Below are 18,619 nucleotides of genomic sequence, written 5' to 3' on the forward strand. Positions count from 1 at the left end.
GCGACTCGTCTCAGGGGCCGCCGCGGTGGCACTGCTCACCGGATGTGGCTCACCCGGTCCGCAAGCCAGCGACCAGACGCCTCCCTCTGGGGTAGGCGCCGCCCAAGGCGCCTACCGTCTGATCCAAGAGCCCGAAGCAGGCTACTCAGCTGTCATCGGGGTCATCGGCCAGGCGCGCCGAACCCTCCGCATGACGATGTACGAGCTGGCGGATCCCGCCGCGATCGGCGCGCTCATTGACGCGCATCGTCGAGGCGTGGACACCAAGATCCTTCTCGACGCCGCATTCCACGGCCACCAAACCAACGCGGCCGCCTACGACCAACTAAAGGGCCAGCCGCATAGGTTTGGACGGTGCGCCGCGCCCTGGCCGTCGCTGACGGTTTTCTTTGTGGGCTACGGCGGCGATCGCGGCGGCCGCAGGGGCCATGTATTGATCGCTGGGCTGTTTGTCGAGTTCCTGCCCCGGCCGATATGTCGACTTGATGGTCTCGCGCAGAGCTGGTGGTACTTGAGTCCAGTGGCCCGGGCACATCAACAACCGAGGCTCGATCTCAACGTCGCAGTCCCGGGCGTGGCAGACATGTGGTGGCTCCGCAGCGCGAGGTGGAGGTGGGTTCATTGCGAACGCCCTGGGGAGAGGTTGGGTCGTGCCGAGGCGAAGCCGTCGGCCAGCAGTGTGGCGGATGTCCCTGCCGTAGCGATGTCCTATTGGGTGCGGACGCATCCGTTTCTGATTTCCAAAGACCTGAGACCTTCCGATATCCGGTTCAGGGCTGGTAGGTGGTGTCGTCTACCTGGGTGGCAAATTCGTTGATCACCTGCAATGTGCCGTGGACAACCACCACGATCAGCACCACAGCGATCAGCAAGGCCGCAACGAGGCCGCCTAGCCACGGGAGCTTGCGCGAATCATGCACGCTCATAGTGGCTTTCGGTCCGTATCCACGGTGCCAGCGCACCGCGCATAGTAATCACGAGACTGTCCCGCTGGCGGGGATCGAGCTGGAGTGCGCGCTGCAGCGCGTTGCTCAGCGGCGGCTGGTCGGCCAGATACGGGATCGCGCTGCGCCAGCCCTGCGCCGTGTCGGCAAGAGCCTCGGGGGTGGTGGCTGCAGCGGCCCGCACCAGCCACACGACGCCTTTGTTGTTTCCCCGCGGCGAGGCGGCATACAACATCCCCGCCAGCGGTCCAACGGCTTGCGCGCCCCAGAATTCGCTACCGGGCTTGGCCGATGCAGTCAGCAGCCCCTCCGCGTATTCGACCGCTTCGGCCGGTGAGGTCACCCGCGAGCACGGATCGTCATTGGGGGTTTGGGTGATCATTGTGTCCTCCTTGTTCGATTGATTTTGGGACGTGAAGTACGTGCAGCAGACCTACCTACCGGCGGTGCGGGAACAGTAAAACGGTTGAGGCCAAACGCATTTGTTGCGTCCGGAGGTCATCGCACCCGCCAGGACCGAGCTCGCAGCGTCGGATCCGTAACAGTGGATCTGCTGGGCGGGCTGGCCGCCGGCGCTGGCATCGGCGAGCAGTACGCCGAGGCAGAGCACGAGCTCGGCCCCCAGTACGCCGGCGATGACTTGTGCGAACGTGTAGAGCCTGTTCCCCCAGGGACTCATCGCGGCGCCTCATCCGGCTGCCGCCCGCCGGGCGTGGCGGCGGGTCACTTCCCAGTGGGCGGCGCGCCCCGGCTGGTCTTCGACGCGGTGCACCACGCCGCGGCGCGCCAGGATCACCAAAGCGCGATAGACCTCTTCGGCGACCACGGGCCGGCCGCGGCGCCGGCAACACTCGGTGACAGCTAGGCGGGCTTGGGTGGTCGTCCTGGGTTCACTCGCGCCGGCGAGCACCTCGAGGAGTTGGTCGCGCAACTGTTCGGCGTTCACTCGGTGATCGCTTCGGCGGCGCGGCGATGTCGAGCCAGCACCCAGTCCCACACGTTGCGCGGCTCCTCCACGGCGGGCCGGGCATCGTCCAGCAAGGTCGCAACCGCGCGGTCGTATTTGGCGACGAACTCGGGCCAGTCGGGCAGCACGGTGGTGATGCCTGCCGTTCCGCGGCGCAGCAGCCGCGCTTGCCCCAGGTTCTCCGGTAGTAGCCGCCGGTAGTCGAGGCTGGGACCTAAGTGGGAGGACAGCGTCTTAGCGCCGCTGGCCTGATCGAAGCTTTCTTGGCGGCGGGTGGTCTCGCGTGACCACTGTTCGCCGCGCTGCAGCATCTCCATTTCGGCGGCCCCGTACATGATCAGCGCGGCCGGGAAGGTATCCCGCAGCTCGCGCGCATACGTGCTGCCATAGACGGTGTCGAACTGGCTCGAAGCTTGCACGGAGAGCACCAGATTGACTCCCAGGCCGCGGCCTTCGGAGACATGGCGGCGCAGTGCGGGCATCGGGGCCACGTTGGCGGCCTCGTCGATCACCAGCAGCAGCCGGTGCAGCATTTCCTTACGGGCAGTCTTGCCACGCCAGCTACGCACCAGATGTTCGAGCAAAGTGACGGCCGCACCGGCGATCGACCCTTCGGCGGGGGCCAGGATGAACAGCGTCGCATCCGGTGCGGACAGAAACGACGCGTCAAAGGTCGGATCGTTGATGCCGCGCAGCCCCAACCGCATCCACGGAGTGACCGCCTTGCGCATGGTTAACGCGATGCTGTCGCGCTGGCGGGGGTCCATGGCCAAGGTGCGCATCAACGCATTGCGAAACAGCGGCTGGCTCGACACGTGCCGGGCGGCGCTGTGCCAGCCCGGCGCGTCGGGCGCCTTATCGTCTTTTTCCAAGTTGTCCACGGCCAGCAGCACCCATTCGATGCCTTTGCCGTGCCCGCAGGGAGAGGCCGCGTACAGCATCGCCGCCAGTGGGGCCTCGGTGTTAGCTTCCCAAATCCCGGCATCGGAGACCTGATCGATACCCGACCCCAATCCGACAGCCGACATCTGCATCATGGTGTTGGCCGCGGTCACCGCCTGATCGGGGGTGCTGATCAGTGCGGTGGGATCAAACGAGCGGACCAGGGCATCGGGTGGGTACACCGGCGAGTAGTCCGGTCGCATGTCGATGACTTGTTTTGGGCCCCAACGGCGTTGGCAGACCAGCCACATCAGGTCGTCTTTAGACGACACGCAGACCGCAGGCCCGCCCCACAGCACCGTTGCCGGCGCTAACACCGCGCGGGTCTTACCGGTTTCGGTGGGTGCCGACACCAGCAGGTGGCACGCGCCGTCAGCCAAGGACAGCTTGTTGGTCGAGTGGTCGCGGCTGAACCCGCAGTACGGGGATGAGGGTGGCCGGTACATCGCTAAAACCTCCCAATGGGGCTCGGATCCCCGGGCGGGTCGTCGCGGCGCGTGGGAAACACACCCGGGCCGGTGAGGTCATCGGGTTGCAGGAAGCCGAAATCGACGTCGTCGACCTCGTCGGGTGGGCGCATCGGCCACCAGTCCCGGGCCCCGTCGACGGCCAGCCAGCCCTCCAAGATGCCATAGATGCCGGCGGTGAGCAGGGCGGCCGGGATTTGGGCCACCAGCCACGGCACCGCGGCCGCTGAGACCAAGGAATCACCCGGCTCATACAGCAGCGGCAACGGCAGACCCACCACCACCGCCGCCCACATGAAGGCGGCGATCGGGTACGAGCGCAGTTCACAAGGAATTAGCTGAACCAAGCGAACGGACATGACTTTGCCCGCCGGCCACCCCAGCGGAGCCAGCACTGCCGCCGTCATAAGAATGACCCAGTCGAACATTGCGTACGACGTTTTAATTGGCCGCGCATACCAGGGATGAATAACGTCATCGTCGGCGGGATCAACCCGCGCTCCGGTGCGTTCGGTATCGCGGTCTCGTATTTGGCGCGCTAGCTCTTCTGCGCGCCTTTTCTGGAATATAAAAGTGCGTTGATTGCGGGCGATCCACTTGCGGCGGACCTCGTCGAACCGATCAGCAGGCACTCGCATCAGCAGCATCCCCCACGGCTCGTACAGGCTCAGTGTAAAACTCGTCCAGACGTTGCACGACGTCCAGCAGAAAATTCTTCAACTCGTCCGCACAACGCGATACCCCGGTGCATTCGGCATCGCGACGTGCTGCGTCGATCACCGCCGCACACTGGCTGACCTGGTCTGATATCCGAACGGCGGGACTTTCACCGGCCAGCACCCGCCGGGCAGAGCCTTCTTGCCAGCCCAACGCAACATCGAGGCGCGCGAGGGTTTTGAGCGAGAGCCCACCGTCACGTTCGGAGGCCTTATACAGCGTCGACGGGGCTGGGCCGCCCGCCGCAGCGAGGTCCTCGCGGGTCCAACGCAGCTGCGCCAGGCGGTCCTCGACGAAAAAGAGCAGCCGTCTTACTCCGTCTGCCGGAAATGCGTTCACACAAAAGACGGTAACAACCGGTCAAGTTATTTCGCTACGGCCGTGGAATATTCATTATTCCACCCCTTAGGCTGATCCCAAGCATAGGAGGTCGGCGGATGCGCATTGTTATCGGCATTGTTTTCATCACCATCATGGGATGCGTTTTCACCCTGATGACGGCGATGATGTTCGTGACCCAACACCCGTTTGCCAGTGTTGTGCTGACCTGCCTGCCCGCCGCGGCCCTGGTTGCCATGGTGCGCCGGCACAAGCACAAGACCCGGCGATCACAGCCTGAATTGGGACAGCCCGACGCCATGACGGGCCCGCCGCTGAACCGGTGGGCCACATCCCAGATGTCGTCCGCGGTGCCGCCTCGCCGCGGCGCGCCAACCCTGCCGCGGCGGTTCCTGACATGAGCAAACCCCAGACTGATCAAGAGCGCACCATCGCGATGACCGAACAGTTCCTCGCCGACGTCTACGGAGACGACCCGGGCATCCACCAGGCCGACCCCCCCACCGAGGTCGAGTTCGACCCTCCCGCCGAATCCGGCGATAAGTATGACGAACCGATCGGCCCTGATGCTGCGCCAGCCGCGGACGCCCTCGACGTAGGCGACAATCCCTACGCCAGCGCCGAACAGCTTGACGCGCGTCGCCCCACCGATGACCCACCCGTTGATCTCGACGGCCCCAGCGACTCCGGTGAGCAGCCGACCACGCAGGGCGCCGACACGACCGATCCCAGCACCACCGGGCAGCACGACAGCGGCGAAACTGCGCTGCCAGGTAGCGATCTCATCGACCAGCTCAACTCCACCTGCCGAACCGACGATGCCGCCGATAGTCCCGGGGAATCCAAACCCGGCCCCCGCTACAACAAGAGGATCGCTATTGGGTTCGCGGCCACCACCGTCGTCGCCACCCTCGTCGTCAGCAGTGCTCTGCTGGCCATGCGCAGCGACCCGCACACCAACGAGCCATCCCAACCTGCCCAGTCCAACACCCGGCTCAGTGTTCTTGCCGCACCGTCGAGCACCACCCCAGCGCCCGACAACCAGGACTCGGCCATCCCCTACACCGCCACGTCGGTGGGATGCCTACCCGGCTCGACCGCCGCGCAATCCGTCGCGGGCCCCGACTCCACGCAAGCCTGGGTGTGCGTCACCGGCGGCAACGTCGGGCAATACCTCGTCCTCAATCTCGGTCGCAGCATGGTCGTCACCGCCGTGTCGATCACCCCGGGCTGGGTCGGGGCCGACGCCTCGGGCGCCGACCAATGGCACCAGCACCGCGTGCTTACCCGGGTGCAATGGAGCTTCAACGACACCCCGCCGACCGTGGTGCCCCAAGAGACCGCCAGCGTGCACGGCGAAGCCACCAAACCCATGACGACCCGGGGCGTGCTGGCCTCCCGCATCATCCTGCTCGTCCAAGAGACCGGCCGCGCCCCCGCCGACACCGCCCCCAACACAAGCCCCGCCCCCGGCGGCGGAGGCGGACTCATCGGCGACGTCCTGGGACCACCGGCAGCACCCGCCGATCCGGCGCCGACCAGCAGCACTCCCGCGCTGCCCGGCCAGCCCACCGACCAAAGCCACACCGACCCCGCCGACAACACGTTTGCCGTGTCATCGATCAAAATCTTCGGCCACCCACCCCAGTAAAGGTCTCCACCAACCATGCTCACCAACACCTGGCGCAAGCGCCTCGACAGCACCCACCACGCGGTTCGCCGCGGCGCACTCATCGTCGGCCTCGCCTCGTGCAGTGTCGTGGCCATCTCCACCATCTGGGGCTGGATCTTCAACGACCCCATCGACGTGGCCGGCCCCGCGCGCAGCGCTGTCAACCGCACCGCCCTGGTCGGCTCGTACGCCCAAGACTGTGTCACCCGCTGGCTTACCGCCACCGCATCTCACCAACAGGTACTGCACGACTGCTGGTCGCTGCGCGACCCAATGCGGCTGCCCACCACGGCGGCGCTCATCGTCACCTCCCCGGTTGTCTCGGCCGTGACTTTGGTCAGCGACGCCGGTGCCACCCAGCAATGGAGCGTGGTTATCACCGTCTCCGAACGCGCATTTGAGGCCGCCACCCCGCGCACCGCCTACTACCGGCTGCCCGTCGTCTACAGCAACTACGGCCTGCGGGCCAGCGCGCTACCGGCCCGGGTCAACGGGCCCGGCGCCGGCGCGGACGCGCCGCTGGGCTACCCCACCGCCGTCGCTGACACTTCACCGGCGTTCGCCACCATCAGCGGATTCATCACCAGCTTTTTGACCGGCTCCGGAGGCTTGGAACGCTACGTCACCACCAATTCCGGACTGCTGCCCGCCGCCGACTACCGATCCGCCCAAGTCACCAAACTGCTCGCCAACCACGGCGTCGGAGACCACGACGTGCCCGCCGAAGGCACCACCTTGCACGTGTTGGCCACCGTCAACGCCGTCACTAGCCAATACGCCCCGCTGCAGCTGGACTACCCGATCGTGCTGACCGTCACCAGCGGCCGCTGGAGCGTGTCCGGACTGGACTATGCGCCCCTGCTCGCCGAGGGCGCCGAACTGACACCCGTCATCCCCACCGCCGCCACGCCGCGCTAGAACAACCTGGAACCCTCGCCATGATCCTTGAGCACACCCCCTTAGCGATGATCGGCACATCAGCGGCCACCATCCCCTTCGCGACCACGTTGCTACTGCGGCTCGTTCGAGTCATGTGTCGCCGGTGGACGCGCACGCTCATCCGAACCATTGTGCTCACCGGTGCCTGCGCCGCCGCCGCGCTGCTGCTGCTGGCCGCCGCCACCCACACCCCCCTCGATGGTTGACGTCGGTCCACTCTCAAGCACGCAGTTATCGCACTAACCACGAAAGGAAATCTGACATGAATATCGCTTCGGCCCCAACTGTTTTGGCCGCAACTGACCTGGTCTCGGGCAGTCACTCCCTCTACACCATCGGTGTGGCTGTGCTCGTCGTGTTCATCCTGCTCGCCGGCGGGATACGGGCGGCCGGCTCCTTTTTCGGTGGCCGCATCGCCGCCACCATCGGTTGGGCGCTGACCGCGGTCATCGTCGCCGTGGTCGTCGGCTCCGGCTACGCCATCTACGCCTCAACCAAGCGCACCGTCGACCGCACCGGCATCACCACCGGCCAATTCGGTCAGTAACGCACACCGCCGGTACTCCAGCACCGCCACCCGCTCCCGGTGGCGATCACAACGCTCGAGGGATAGAATCCGTGACTGAGTCAGCGCAGCTGTTCAAAGGCGTCCACGACACCCCCGTCTACACCGACATCCTGTTCAAAAAGCCGCTGCGGCTCTGGGTGGCAATCAGCCTGTACGCGGGCACAGCAATGACCGCCCTGCTCACCATCCTCGCCCTGGACTCCGGGCACGCCCGTGCCATCTTGACCTACGGGCTCCTGCTCACCGGCGCCGCAGCCGGCGCCGCAGCACTGATCCCCCGCCAACGCCCCAGCCTGCGCTTCCGCATTGCCAGCGCCTGGCGCGCCCTGCGCCCCACCCTGACCAGCAGCGCCAAAGACCCGCTGCTGGCACCGCCACGCGCCGTTATCGGCAACCTGAGTTTCACCGCCCATGGCGTCTACGCCCACTACCTGATCAGTGGAATGCCCTACTACCTACAATCCACCAAACGCCGCATCGGCGTGGCTGATCGCCACCAAACCCTCGCCCGTGAAATCCCCGCCGGCACATGGATATTCGGGCTATCCGTACCACAAGACCAACGCCAGCTGCTACGCGCCATGCTCGACGGCCACCTCGACAAACCCCGATGGATCAACGCCTGCCAGCAGATGAAGCCCATCATCAAGGACCAAACCCCCCGCAGCCGTATCTACTGGCTGACCATGCCCGTCGACGCCGGCCGCGCCGGGCACAGCCCCATCGGCCAAGCCACCAAACTGAGCGACTGGCTGATCGGCCGCGACAAAGACTCCGACGACTCCGTGGCCGCCTACCAGCGCCTGGCCCACGACATCGTCACCGCCCTCCCCGAAGAATTCGGGCCCCAACCCGTCAGCGCCGACATGATGGACTGGTTCTGGCGCCACAACGCCTGGCGCGGAGTGTTGAACAACCCCCTACCCCGCCGCGGCACCACCGCCACACTCGACACCACCACGCTGCCGGTCGCCGTGTTCGACGACGGCGACCAACACCACCACGCTGGGCGCACCCTGCCGCTGCGTCTCATCGCTGCCGGCCTGGCCACCGCGGCTACCGCGGCCGGCATCCTGGTCGGCCTCCTGCCGGCCGCCCCCTTCGCCGTCCTCGCTGCCGCGGCGCTGCTGGCCTGGATAGCCGGCGTCCGCCGCATCCCCTCCTGGAGCAAAGCCCTACGCGTATCCAGCCCCGAAGGCACCCATCCCGACAGCTACCAAGCCATCCTGCCCGTCGTCGACATGCCCAAGGCCGGCATCAAGTTTCCCGGCTCAGAATTTCTCCAAGCCCTCGACGACCTCGACACCGGCGCCACCTTCGACTTCGCCGTGAACCTCGTAACACTAAGCCGCGAAATGGAATTCGTGCGCAACGACCGCGCTAAAGGCAACATCGACGACCAATTCACCCAGCGCCGCGACGTCCGCAACGGCGACGCCGAACTCATCGCCACCTGGCGCCAACTCGCCGAATACAACCGCCAGCTCGAAGCCAACATCGACGAACGCCCCCTGCACGCCGCCTTCCTCATCGCCGTCGGCGCCGGCGACCAACACACGCTGGACTACAGCGTCAAACGGCTCCGCGAAGAACTCACCGGCTCCGGCCAGATCGCCATCCGCCACTACCGCGGCGCCCAAACCAAACTATGGTCGGCCTTCAACCCGGCCGCGCCCACCCACAAAACCACCGTCGACCAGTTCACCCAACCCACCACCACCAAAAAATGGTCACGGTTCGTGCCGTTAACGTCCTCCATGGTCGGCAACAGCACCGGAATCCTGTTGGGATTCAACAGAAACAACGCCCTCAACAGCGCAGTGCTGCTCGACCTGCCCGCCAGCGCGCGCCGCAACCGCAATCCCTGCCTGGTATGCAGCGGGGCGCTGGGCTACGGCAAATCCTATGCCGCCAAACGCATCACCCGCGGCGAAATCCAGCGCGGCGCACAAGCATTCATCGTCGACCCCGGCACCGAATGGCAAAAAGCCCTCGCCGATATCGACAACAAAGCCGTCATCGACATGGCCGGTAACCACTTCAGCTGCGACCCCCTGCGCACCTTCCCCGCCGACGTCGCCGGCGGCTACTGGCTGGACTACATGGTTCCGATGATGAATCTCGACCCGAGCAGCGTCGGCGTGCGCCGCCTGCGCACCGTCTTGCACGCCGACGCCCGCAGGCACCTCGGCATCACCAGCACCGCCGCGCTCATGACCTACATCAACGACATCCAAGCCCCCTTGGCCGGGCCCGACACCCGCTCCCCGCAAGTCACCAAACTCGCCGACGACCTCGCCCCCATCCTGGCGGCCCTGCAATCGTGGGCCACCTACGACTTCACCCAAGCCATCTTCGACGCCACCCTTGCCGTGCCCGACCTGGCCACCCTCGACGTCACGATCTGGCTCACCGGCAGCCTGGATCTGCCCACCGCCGTAGAGATGAACACCCCGCACCTTTACGAACGCCTCTCTGATCGCAAGCGCGCCTCGGTGGCCATCTACGGCATGCTCGTGCGGTTGGCCAGAGTGACATTTTTCGCCGACAGCACCCGCTTCGGGCTCATCGTCGTCGAAGAAGCCGCCGCCCTGCTCAACTCCCGCGCCGGCGCCGATGACGCCCACCTGATCAGCCGGCGCGCTCGCAAGCACTACACGGGGTTGTTGATCATCACCCAAGATCCGATCCGCGACTTGGCCCTCATGGGCGACCAATTCATCACCCAACAACTCATCATGCCGTTTGAAAACGAAGACCTCGCACGACAAGTCGCCGCCAAAGTCGGCATCCGCCTCGACGACTACACCAACATCGAAGAATTCTTCCTTGCCCAACCCTCGCCCGAGGAAATGCGCGACCCCACCGCCTTCGACGACATCGACACCGTCACCGGCCCGAACCGGGGTGCGCGGCAAGGCTACGGATTCTTCGTCGACGAATTCCGCCGAAAATCCCCCATCTGGGTGGCCAGCGAACCCGACACCACGCTGCACCAGGCCTACGACACCACCCCCGGGCGTGCGGCATGACCACCGCGCCAACCACATTCGGTCAACGCGCCGCCGACTACCTCGGCTACCAGATGGCCACCCGGCCGCGGCTACGCCGCTTCACCACGTTCTGGCTCATCACCCACACCCTGACCGCGGCCGCGCTCGGTGCCGCCCCACCCGCCGCCGCCTCCACCCTGGCCGGTGCGCTGAACTGGACCGGCGTCACCGACAGCCACGGCGTCCCCGTGGGCAACTACTACCTGTCGGTGGTCAGCACCACTGAGGCCATCACCAAAGCAGGCCCTGGCCTCAGCGTCGACCCGTCGAGCTGGGCTCGCTGGCTGGCCAACGCCGTCACCACCGGCCTCTCCCACGAGCTCATCGTCGAACTGCTCCAAGCCCAAGCCGCCGTCTACATCTTCATGATCGCCATGTCGCTCTGGCTCTTACGGTTCGCCATGTCCAACACCTGGCTCTTGTGGTTGGCCACCTGGTTTCGCCCCGTCTTCGAGACCATCCGGGTCATCCTCGCCGACCTGTGGGTGTTCCCCATCTGCCTAATGCTCGGCCTCGGAGTCGGCGCATTCCACATCCTGTGGCACGGCCGCAAAGGATTCGGATCGGGAATCATCGTGTCCACCCTGGCTGTCGGTGTTCTCGGTACCGTGCTCACCCGCGACCCGCTGTCCGACCTGTACAGCGAAAACGGGCTCCTAACCCAAGGACGCAACCTAGGGTTCAGCGTCTCCCAAGCGGCTTTCAACAACGGCTCCATCACCACCGGTGGCGGCCAAGCCCAACTCCAGCACCTCACCGGCCTCATCGCTGATGCGACTGTGCGAATGCCGTTGCAGCTGATGAACTTCGGCACCACCGTCGACGACATCGGAACCTGCGGCGGGGCCTACACCGCGTCCATGCTCGCTCCGCACGACGGCAGCGACCTGGCCGGGCCCGCGCACGCGATGGCTTCCTGCGGCGCACCACAGGCCCTGTCGTTCGCTCAACACCTCAGCGGCGCCAATCTCGCACTGGGTAGCTGCTATGGCCTGCTCGGGGCGGTGTTCGCCTTCTTCGTCTGCTACGTCACCTACAGCTACGTCATGGTGTGCTGCGCCGCCTTCGTGAACGCCTTGTTGTCGATCGTGGTCGCCGCGCCCGCCATGATCCACGGGCACCCGCGCCGGCGCGCCGGGCGGCGCATCAAAATGTTCTTCAAACACGCAGCCCTGGTATTCGCCTACACCACCTACATCTCCATGGCCGCGATGATCGTGCTGAAAATGGGGGCACGCGGCGGCTACGCCGACCAGGTAGGCATGAACCACCCGCTCGCCCGACTCTTCATGATCGGCATCGTCTCCGCCGTCGCGATCGGCGTCTTCTGGTGGCTCAAACGCGAACTCGGTGACCACACCCGCCAAGAATTCACCCAAGCCGTCACCGATCTCGGCCGCCGCGGCCGCGAAGGCTACGAGCGAGGGCAAGACGCCTACGACCGCGCCTGCGACCTCAACTCACGCGCCCCCTGGGCCAAAAACCCAGACGACTCCTCCGATACCCCCGACGAGCCCGACCAGCCCCTCACCGGCTCCCCCGTCGACGGACGCCCACCCGGCGGGCGACCGCCCTCCCCCGGCCGCGCCCGCCATCACACCCCAGCCGCCCAAACCCCCACCCCGGCAACCGGTGAGGCGGCCACCGCCGCAGCACCGGCGGCCGGCACTACCGCGGCGGACGGGGCAGTGATGGCCGGAGAAGCCGCCACCGCCGCCGCAGCACCCGAAGTCGTGGCGGGCGCCGCCGTCGCCAGCCACGTCGCCCAACGTCGACACCGCGACCATAGCCCGCGGCCCACCACGACCGGCACCACCGCCCAATCACCGGCCAACGGCGGTGCACCCGACACCGCCCACCCCGCCCCAGCGCCAGCTGCCGGCCGCGCCGCCAACCACGGCCCGTCCACGCCCCAACGCGCCAACCCCGGCCCCACATCGGATCAGCCACGCCCCAGCGCGCAACCACCGCCGGACCTCGCCGAAGACAGCACCCCGGTCAAGGGCCGCTGAAATCCGTTCGGGCTAAAGCCGACCCGATCCCCAGGTGCCCAATGGAACTCGTCGAGGCCGCCGATGAGAAGATCTTGGCCAAAACGATCGCCCGTTACGGCAGAGTCGATCTCATCTGCGTCGACGAGCTGGGCTACATGGAGCTAGACCGTCGCGGCGCGGACCTGTTATTTCAAGTATTGACCGAGCGCGAAGAAAAGAACTCGGTCGCCATCGCCTCTAACGAGTCGTTCTCGGGATGGACCAAAACCACCTTCACCGACCCACGCCTATGCGCGGCCATCGTGGACCGACTCACGTTCGGCGGCAACATCATCGAGACTGGAACTCAGTCCTACCGACTGGCCCACACCAAAGCCGCCCACACCACCGCGAAATGAATCCAGACCAGCTCGGCTTAAAGGGATTCAGGACGACGCAGGCTCGCATGTGTCGTCGGCGAAGACGCGCACGGTCGCTGTCGCCGGGGTGGTTAGCCAGCTCGGCGCTGCGGCGAGCCTGTGGGCGTAGCGCGTTACCCGCACCTGCCATGCCAGCACCACAATCGGCCTGCCAGCGGCTACCTCCTGGTCGGCGAGCTCGGCAGCCTTTTCCCGCGCCTGTTCGTTAGCATGTTGTCGCCGCGCCTTTTCGGCCTCATCCTCGGGCAGGTGCCGTCGCGCATCTTCTCGCAGCTCAAGCAGCTTTCGTCGGTCCCGGCGGAGCCGTTCCTTAAGGAACTTCGTCATCCGATCCTTGACGATCAGTTCGCGATAGGTGCCCTCGGGCAGCTGATACCTGGCCTCGGCTGGACCGCGCGACTCAGCCATAATTGCGCTCACGCTCCCGCTGTCAGAAGAGACGCGGCAAGCAGCATCACTGCACCAGCAATCTTCATGGTCCGACTCTAGCGTTGTTCGAACCAACAATCCGAAGTTCATCAGTGACCATCGATTTCCGCGCCTCAGGGGCCTTATATGCGAAATCCGTTGCTGTGTTGATCTATTCGCGTTATCTCGAAAAATACCGGTAACCCTGCATATTCGATCGGTGCATATTGCTAGGTACCCGGGGATCGAAGAACCCGGATCTCTGCGCTGGTGCCGTCGACTTCCACGAGTGCGCCCGGCGTGAGTCTTTGTGTGGCGGCGTGAGCGTCGACTATGCAGGGGACTCACTCTGTACTGCTATGAAAGCGGCTGACGCCAGTAGCTCTTATTCGGAGCGTTTCTCGGACACCGCCGCCCGCAAACCCTCAGCGAGGTCCTCGCGTGTGAGTTCACGCAGCCGCAGCAGCTGCTCCTCAGTGACTTCGACGTCGTCGCTGGCCAGCAGATCATCGAGCTCGGCGGTATCGAGGCGATCATTGCGGTGATCGCGCGCCTTTTCGACCACGTTGCGCACAAACCCGGCGTTACCCAACACATCAATACCGCGGATCAAATCGCCTTCGGGAGTGAGGGTTTCGTCGGCGTAGAACCTCTCAAAATCCGGGCGCAACACCTCGACGGCCTCATCGGTGGTCACGTCCTCATCTTCGCCCACCATCAGCTTAGTAAGCTCGATCAGCTCTGCCGGAGTGTAACTGTGGAACTCGATCACAGTCGAAAACCGCCGGCGCAGACCCTGATTGACTTCCAGCATCCGCTCGGTGGCCTTGGCGTAGCCGGCGCCGAACACCACCAGCTCGTCGCGGTTATTCTCCATATACAGCAGCAGCGTGTTGATGATCGCGTTGCCATACGGGTCGCCGGTGGAGTAGCCGCGCTCGTGCAGGGTGTGCATCTCGTCGAAAAACACCGCCCCACCGAGGGCCCCTTCGAGCATTTCTTCGGTGTTCTTTTCCGCATCCGCCATGTAGCGGCCCAACAGTTTGGCGCGGCTGGTCTCCACCACCAGCGGCTTACGCAGCACCTTGAGCCCGCACAGTTGCTTGGTGAAAGACCTTGCCACCGAAGTCTTTCCGGTACCGGGCGGACCTAGCAGCAGCGTGTGGCGAGAGGTCACCGGTACCCGCAACCCCACTTTGGTGCGGGCCAGGTTAACCTTCGTGGTGGAGCGGATGCGTTTGATTTCGCGTTTGGCTGTCTGCATGCCCAGCATCGCATCCAGCTCGGCTTGACCCTCGGCCAAATACTCCGACGCCTTCTCGGCGTCGCGGGCCGTTTCGGTCTCGAGTCGGCTCGGGGCGCTTTGCGGATCCCACGGGTCGGTGCGTGCCTCGATCGTTTCGGGGTCGGTCAGCACCAGGCGCCGGGTCGCGTCGTCCATCGCTTCGCGGGCCGGCGTGAATTTCGGGTCACGTGAATACACCCGGCGCAGCAGCTGGGCGGCCTCGTCCTCGCGGCCCAAGTGTCGAAGGCACATCGCTTGGGTGTAGAGCGTCACTGTGGCGGCTTGGGGCACGCGGTCATCGCCTGCGGCTTTCTCGCCGCGGCGAAACGCATCCTCGAACACCCCAAGCGACGCCAGCGCCGTGGTGGCCATCGCGGCGGCCGCGCAGTCGTATTCGGGTCTATACCAACGCTTCTCGATCGGAAACAGTCGCAACACATCGGTCCAGCGTTGCGTGCGGAAGTGCAGCAGCCCGCAGGCGTAGGTGTGCATGTCGGCGTCGAAGGGGTCGGTCGGCTTGGCTGTCGCGCTCAGTAACTCGTCGGCTTGGCTGTAGTTGACTTCGCGGATCAGCACGGTCGCGTACGCGCAGCGCAGCGCATCTACCGACCCGATCGGTAGCTGCAAGAACAGGCCGTCGAAGACCATTGGGCGAAAGTCCGCGCCCAGCACCCCGAGGCGGCGGATCTCCCAGCCGAAGGTCTCCGCGGCCGCCCAGGCCCCGGCCAGGACCTCCACCGTGTCCTCACCGGCTAGGACGCGACCCATCCAGCCGTCGCACACGCCTGGTTCGGCGCGGGTGACCGTGCGAAACATCTCGGCGGCCACTTGCTGGTTGTGGCTGGGCACCAGACCGCCCACACCAATGCCCGACGCCAATAACCCGCGGCGAAACGCGCTGCGGGCCGGGGTTTCTGCCTCAATTCCTGTCATGGTGATCTTGAATCTAACTTATGCCACCCGGCGCGGGCCGGCATCAGTCAAGCGGCGCTCGTAATCGAGGTTGATGCGCAGCCGATATTGGAATGCCCACGTGCGGATCACGGCGGCGCCGGCGCCGTCCTGCTCGATATGAATATCGGCCCCGCTGGCCGAGCGCGGGCCCACCGTGCGCAGCGTGACCGCCGCCCCCGCTGGCGCCGGGCCCCCGACGCCGTCGTAGAGAACCATGTACGGGTACTGCGAGGCCGGTAGCTGCTCGGCTAGGCCTGCCGCGCCGACCACCTGCAACCCGGCTCCGGTGGCCTCCTGCCAGCGTTGTGGGCGCTTCGTGCACACCAGCACCTGGTAGCCGGTTGCCGCCGCCCGCAGCGCCACCTGCACCAGTAACGCGAACTCCCCGGCGATCGTCACCGTCGCCAGCTCGGTGGGGTTCCGAAGATCGACCAGCAGCGGGTGTCCCTTGGCGGCTCTTCCGATGATGATGCCCGTGCCGCCGATCGGCACAGCCACCTTTTCCCCGGCCGCCAGCTCGCGCGCGGGCACCGCCAGCGCGCCGGCGCCCGCGGCGAGCAGCCCGGCGCTCAGCCCGGCGTCGTGGCGGCCCGCTGCCGGGTTGAGCCCAGTTAGCGGGGGCTCGGCCAGCGGCCCGCCGGTGTGATAGCGCACCATCGCCCCCACTGTCGTGGACCCGTTGTCGTTGCGGCGCAGCTGAACCGACACTACGGTGGCGTCGGTATCTGGGGCCCACAGGCGGTTGATCGTGGTGCTCGAAATGTCGCCCGGCGAAAGCCAGTAGGTCTGCACGTAGCCGCCTGCGTGGCGCAACCGGCCCCATCCCGACACCAGCCCGGTCGGGTCGATACCGGCCAGCACCGCCTCGTCTGCGTCACGGATCTCGGCAGCGGTCAATACTCGCGCCGGGATCCGCAAACTCGTCAGCTCTGCGGCCAACCATTCGGCCGCAGCACTCATCGTCGCGGCCACCGACTCTCGCCACACAATCGCGCGGGCGCTGTCGAGCGCATGCAGCCGCACCACCAGCCAGGTTCGCCGCTGCCCGACCGCGGGATGATCCCCCACCTCACCGGAATAGATCAGCGCATACGGGTGATGTGCCTTGGAGGCCCGCCGCGTCCCCGCACCGATGATGTCGATGCCTTCAAGGCACACGTCGAATTGACTCAGTCCGGCGGCCACCGCCTCGAGCGGCAGCGTCGCCATCGACACCACCTGCTGATGATCCAACGCCGAGGGGCTGTGCGGGGGCCCGTCGACGGCCACCACCGCCACCAAATGTGGCCCCACAGAACGGATGCCGACCGGGCCAGACCCAAAGCTGCGCTCATAATCGGCCAGCTCGCCAGCCGGCGCACCCAGCCGTGACCGTCGCGCGGTCAGCGATCGCCACGCCAGAGTCAGCAGCGGCGCACCACGCCAACACAGCAGCGCCAGCACCGCCACCACCACAGCTACGCCGACACCGGTCCACCATCCTGGCCGGCCCGCCAGGGCCGTGCCCAACGCCACCAACCCCACGTCGACGACGAACAGCGCCACCACGCGCGCCCAGCTCGCGGCCACACTGAACGGGAACGTCGATTTCATGGTCGGGCCTCTCGTCTGCGCATCAGTGCGGCCGATCCCAGCACCACCGAACACACCAGCGCTAGCCCACCTACGCCGGCGGCCGCCACCCACACCGGGGTCATGTCGCGGCCTACCTTCGGGGGCGCGAGCACCAGCGGCGCCGCTAAGTGTTGCGGCCCAACAGGTTCCCCGGCCGGCAGGTCATAGGTCAGGGCAGCCACCGGGTCGACGATGCCGTGCCCGACCTGGTTATCCACCCCCCGTGCTGGTGCCCGTGCGGTGGCCAGCAGCCGGTTGATCACCTGATGTGCGGTCAACTGCGGATACTTCGCGCGCACGAGCGCGGCCACCCCGGAGACGAGTGCAGCGGAAAATGAGGTGCCCGCAGGAGCCACCAATGTGTTCTTCTGGCCCTCGACCGCATTCATTAACCCGTCATCGCGCGGCGAGAGACTTTCGACGTCGGTGCCTGGTGCGGCGATCGACACCCACGGGCCGGCCATGCTGCTGTCCAGCGGAGCGCCGCTGGAATCGACCGCGCCCACCGTGAGCACGTAATCAGAGAACCACGCCGGGGTGGCCACCGTGGTTACTCCCGCCCAGTCGCGAGGATCGTTGGGAGTCAACGGGTTATAGATCGGGTTCTGCTTGCAGTCGTTGCCGCCCTCATTGCCGACATTGCCGGCCGCGGCGACGATCACCGCGTTGCGGTCCACGGCGGCGTAATGAATCGCGGCCCCCAAATCGCGCTGATCAATCATGTCGGTCGCGGTCATGCACGACACCTCCGAGATGTTAATCACCGTTGCCCCCATGTTGGCCGCATGCACGATCGCGCGGGCCATCGTGTGGATATCGCCGGCTTTGCGCCGGGTGGCCGGGTCCTGGTTACCGGCGAAGGCGTCCTTGGGGCTAAACGCTTTGGAGCTCTGCCGGATCGCGATCACCTGCACATCGGGTGCCACACCGGAAAAACCGTCCGCGGCCGGCGCGGGCGGCGGCGGTGGGGGCAGCGGAGCTCCTGGCGGCGAGGGTGGCGGCTCAGGAGGGCCAGGAGGGGCCGGATCATCGGGTCCCGGCGCAGGACGTTGCGGGGCCAGTGTGGGGTGACCGGCGGGCACCACCACCGGTTGGGTCTCGCGGGGCTGCCAGCCCGCACCGTCTGGTGGCGGTGGTGGCGGCGGAGGCGGAACCTGCAGGGTCACCGTTTGCGGTGGCGGTGGTGGGGGCGCTGCCTCCGTGGTGGGCACCGTGTCAGGGTGGCGGCCCTGGCGCGGTGGGGAGCTTGTCAAGTTTTTTGTGTAACGTGTTGTGCTCGTTGGGGTTAGAGGTAGGGGTTGATTCGTTCTGGGTAGGCAAGGGCGAGTTGGGCGAGG

At 66.1% G+C, this 18,619-nt stretch carries 17 protein-coding genes and 3 pseudogenes; 9 read left to right on the plus strand and 11 right to left on the minus strand.

All coding sequences use genetic code 11. The features are described 5' to 3' along the window. Positions 1–145: 145 nt before the first annotated feature. The 3 genes from SKC41_RS30340 to SKC41_RS30350 form a co-directional block, all read right to left on the minus strand. A complete protein-coding gene (locus tag SKC41_RS30340) occupies positions 146–301 on the minus strand; it encodes a hypothetical protein (RefSeq protein ID WP_330981384.1) in 156 nt (51 codons plus the stop codon). Between the two features lie 469 nt (positions 302–770). After that, positions 771–926 carry a hypothetical protein gene (locus SKC41_RS30345; protein ID WP_330981385.1) on the minus strand — a complete coding sequence of 52 codons (156 nt, stop codon included), beginning with the start codon at positions 924–926 and terminating at the stop codon, positions 771–773. Beyond that, a complete protein-coding gene (locus SKC41_RS30350; protein WP_330981386.1) occupies positions 913–1,326 on the minus strand; it encodes a hypothetical protein in 414 nt (137 codons plus the stop codon). Before SKC41_RS30350 ends, SKC41_RS30345 begins: the two co-directional genes overlap by 14 nt. Before the next feature lie 162 nt (positions 1,327–1,488). Here SKC41_RS30350 and SKC41_RS30355 point away from each other — a divergent pair, with 162 nt between their 5' ends. Continuing rightward, positions 1,489–1,809 (plus strand): hypothetical protein, encoded by a 321-nt coding sequence (locus tag SKC41_RS30355; RefSeq protein WP_330981387.1) that lies wholly within the window; start codon positions 1,489–1,491, stop codon positions 1,807–1,809. 77 nt (positions 1,810–1,886) lie between these two features. Here SKC41_RS30355 and SKC41_RS30360 read toward each other — a convergent pair whose 3' ends face one another. The 3 genes from SKC41_RS30360 to SKC41_RS30370 all read right to left on the minus strand — a co-directional run bounded on the left by SKC41_RS30360 (position 1,887) and on the right by SKC41_RS30370 (position 4,376). Next, positions 1,887–3,299 carry a type IV secretory system conjugative DNA transfer family protein gene (locus SKC41_RS30360; RefSeq protein WP_330981388.1) on the minus strand — a complete coding sequence of 471 codons (1,413 nt, stop codon included), beginning with the start codon at positions 3,297–3,299 and terminating at the stop codon, positions 1,887–1,889. A 2-nt stretch (positions 3,300–3,301) separates the two neighbouring features. After that, positions 3,302–3,748: a hypothetical protein gene (locus SKC41_RS30365; protein WP_330981389.1), complete on the minus strand. Its 447-nt coding sequence runs from the start codon at positions 3,746–3,748 to the stop codon at positions 3,302–3,304. 193 nt (positions 3,749–3,941) lie between these two features. Then, entirely contained in the window at positions 3,942–4,376 is a 435-nt protein-coding gene (locus SKC41_RS30370) for a hypothetical protein (RefSeq protein ID WP_330981390.1), read from the minus strand. A gap of 98 nt (positions 4,377–4,474) precedes the next feature. Here SKC41_RS30370 and SKC41_RS30375 point away from each other — a divergent pair, with 98 nt between their 5' ends. The 8 genes and pseudogenes from SKC41_RS30375 to SKC41_RS30410 all read left to right on the plus strand — a co-directional run. After that, positions 4,475–4,777, plus strand: a complete 303-nt coding sequence (locus SKC41_RS30375) for a hypothetical protein (RefSeq protein ID WP_330981391.1) — start codon at positions 4,475–4,477, stop codon at positions 4,775–4,777. Then, the gene (locus SKC41_RS30380) at positions 4,774–6,027 is read left to right on the plus strand and encodes a hypothetical protein (RefSeq protein ID WP_330981392.1); all 1,254 of its coding nucleotides are present in this window, start codon (positions 4,774–4,776) and stop codon (positions 6,025–6,027) included. Before SKC41_RS30375 ends, SKC41_RS30380 begins: the two co-directional genes overlap by 4 nt. A gap of 15 nt (positions 6,028–6,042) precedes the next feature. Next, complete coding sequence (locus SKC41_RS30385) at positions 6,043–6,966, plus strand: conjugal transfer protein (RefSeq protein WP_330981393.1); 924 nt, start codon at positions 6,043–6,045, stop codon at positions 6,964–6,966. A 47-nt stretch (positions 6,967–7,013) separates the two neighbouring features. After that, entirely contained in the window at positions 7,014–7,193 is a 180-nt protein-coding gene (locus SKC41_RS30390) for a hypothetical protein (protein WP_330981394.1), read from the plus strand. A gap of 56 nt (positions 7,194–7,249) precedes the next feature. Then, the gene (locus SKC41_RS30395) at positions 7,250–7,534 is read left to right on the plus strand and encodes a glycosyl transferase family 39 (RefSeq protein WP_330981395.1); all 285 of its coding nucleotides are present in this window, start codon (positions 7,250–7,252) and stop codon (positions 7,532–7,534) included. 71 nt (positions 7,535–7,605) lie between these two features. Beyond that, positions 7,606–10,587 carry an ATP-binding protein gene (locus SKC41_RS30400; RefSeq protein WP_330981396.1) on the plus strand — a complete coding sequence of 994 codons (2,982 nt, stop codon included), beginning with the start codon at positions 7,606–7,608 and terminating at the stop codon, positions 10,585–10,587. Further along, positions 10,584–12,620: a hypothetical protein gene (locus SKC41_RS30405; RefSeq protein WP_330981398.1), complete on the plus strand. Its 2,037-nt coding sequence runs from the start codon at positions 10,584–10,586 to the stop codon at positions 12,618–12,620. The genes SKC41_RS30400 and SKC41_RS30405 overlap by 4 nt, the downstream gene beginning before the upstream one ends. 38 nt (positions 12,621–12,658) lie before the next feature. Beyond that, positions 12,659–13,000, plus strand: a pseudogene (locus tag SKC41_RS30410) (ATP-binding protein); the annotation flags it as partial. Positions 13,001–13,027: 27 nt separating this feature from the next. Here the strand turns inward: SKC41_RS30410 and SKC41_RS30415 are convergent. The 5 genes and pseudogenes from SKC41_RS30415 to mycP all read right to left on the minus strand — a co-directional run. Continuing rightward, a complete protein-coding gene (locus tag SKC41_RS30415) occupies positions 13,028–13,429 on the minus strand; it encodes a hypothetical protein (RefSeq protein WP_330981399.1) in 402 nt (133 codons plus the stop codon). Between the two features lie 230 nt (positions 13,430–13,659). After that, positions 13,660–13,770 (minus strand): annotated as a pseudogene (locus SKC41_RS31965) (hypothetical protein); the annotation flags it as partial. A gap of 44 nt (positions 13,771–13,814) precedes the next feature. Beyond that, the gene (gene eccA, locus SKC41_RS30420; RefSeq protein WP_330981400.1) at positions 13,815–15,647 is read right to left on the minus strand and encodes a type VII secretion AAA-ATPase EccA; all 1,833 of its coding nucleotides are present in this window, start codon (positions 15,645–15,647) and stop codon (positions 13,815–13,817) included. 18 nt (positions 15,648–15,665) lie between these two features. Continuing rightward, positions 15,666–17,261: a type VII secretion protein EccE gene (gene eccE / locus SKC41_RS30425; protein WP_330981401.1), complete on the minus strand. Its 1,596-nt coding sequence runs from the start codon at positions 17,259–17,261 to the stop codon at positions 15,666–15,668. After that, positions 17,258–18,520, minus strand: a pseudogene (mycP, locus tag SKC41_RS30430) (type VII secretion-associated serine protease mycosin); the annotation flags it as partial. The pseudogene mycP and the gene eccE, both read right to left, overlap by 4 nt. Positions 18,521–18,619: the final 99 nt, after the last annotated feature.

Origin of the sequence: Mycobacterium sp. 050128 (assembly GCF_036409155.1) — a bacterium.
Taxonomy (GTDB): domain Bacteria; phylum Actinomycetota; class Actinomycetes; order Mycobacteriales; family Mycobacteriaceae; genus Mycobacterium.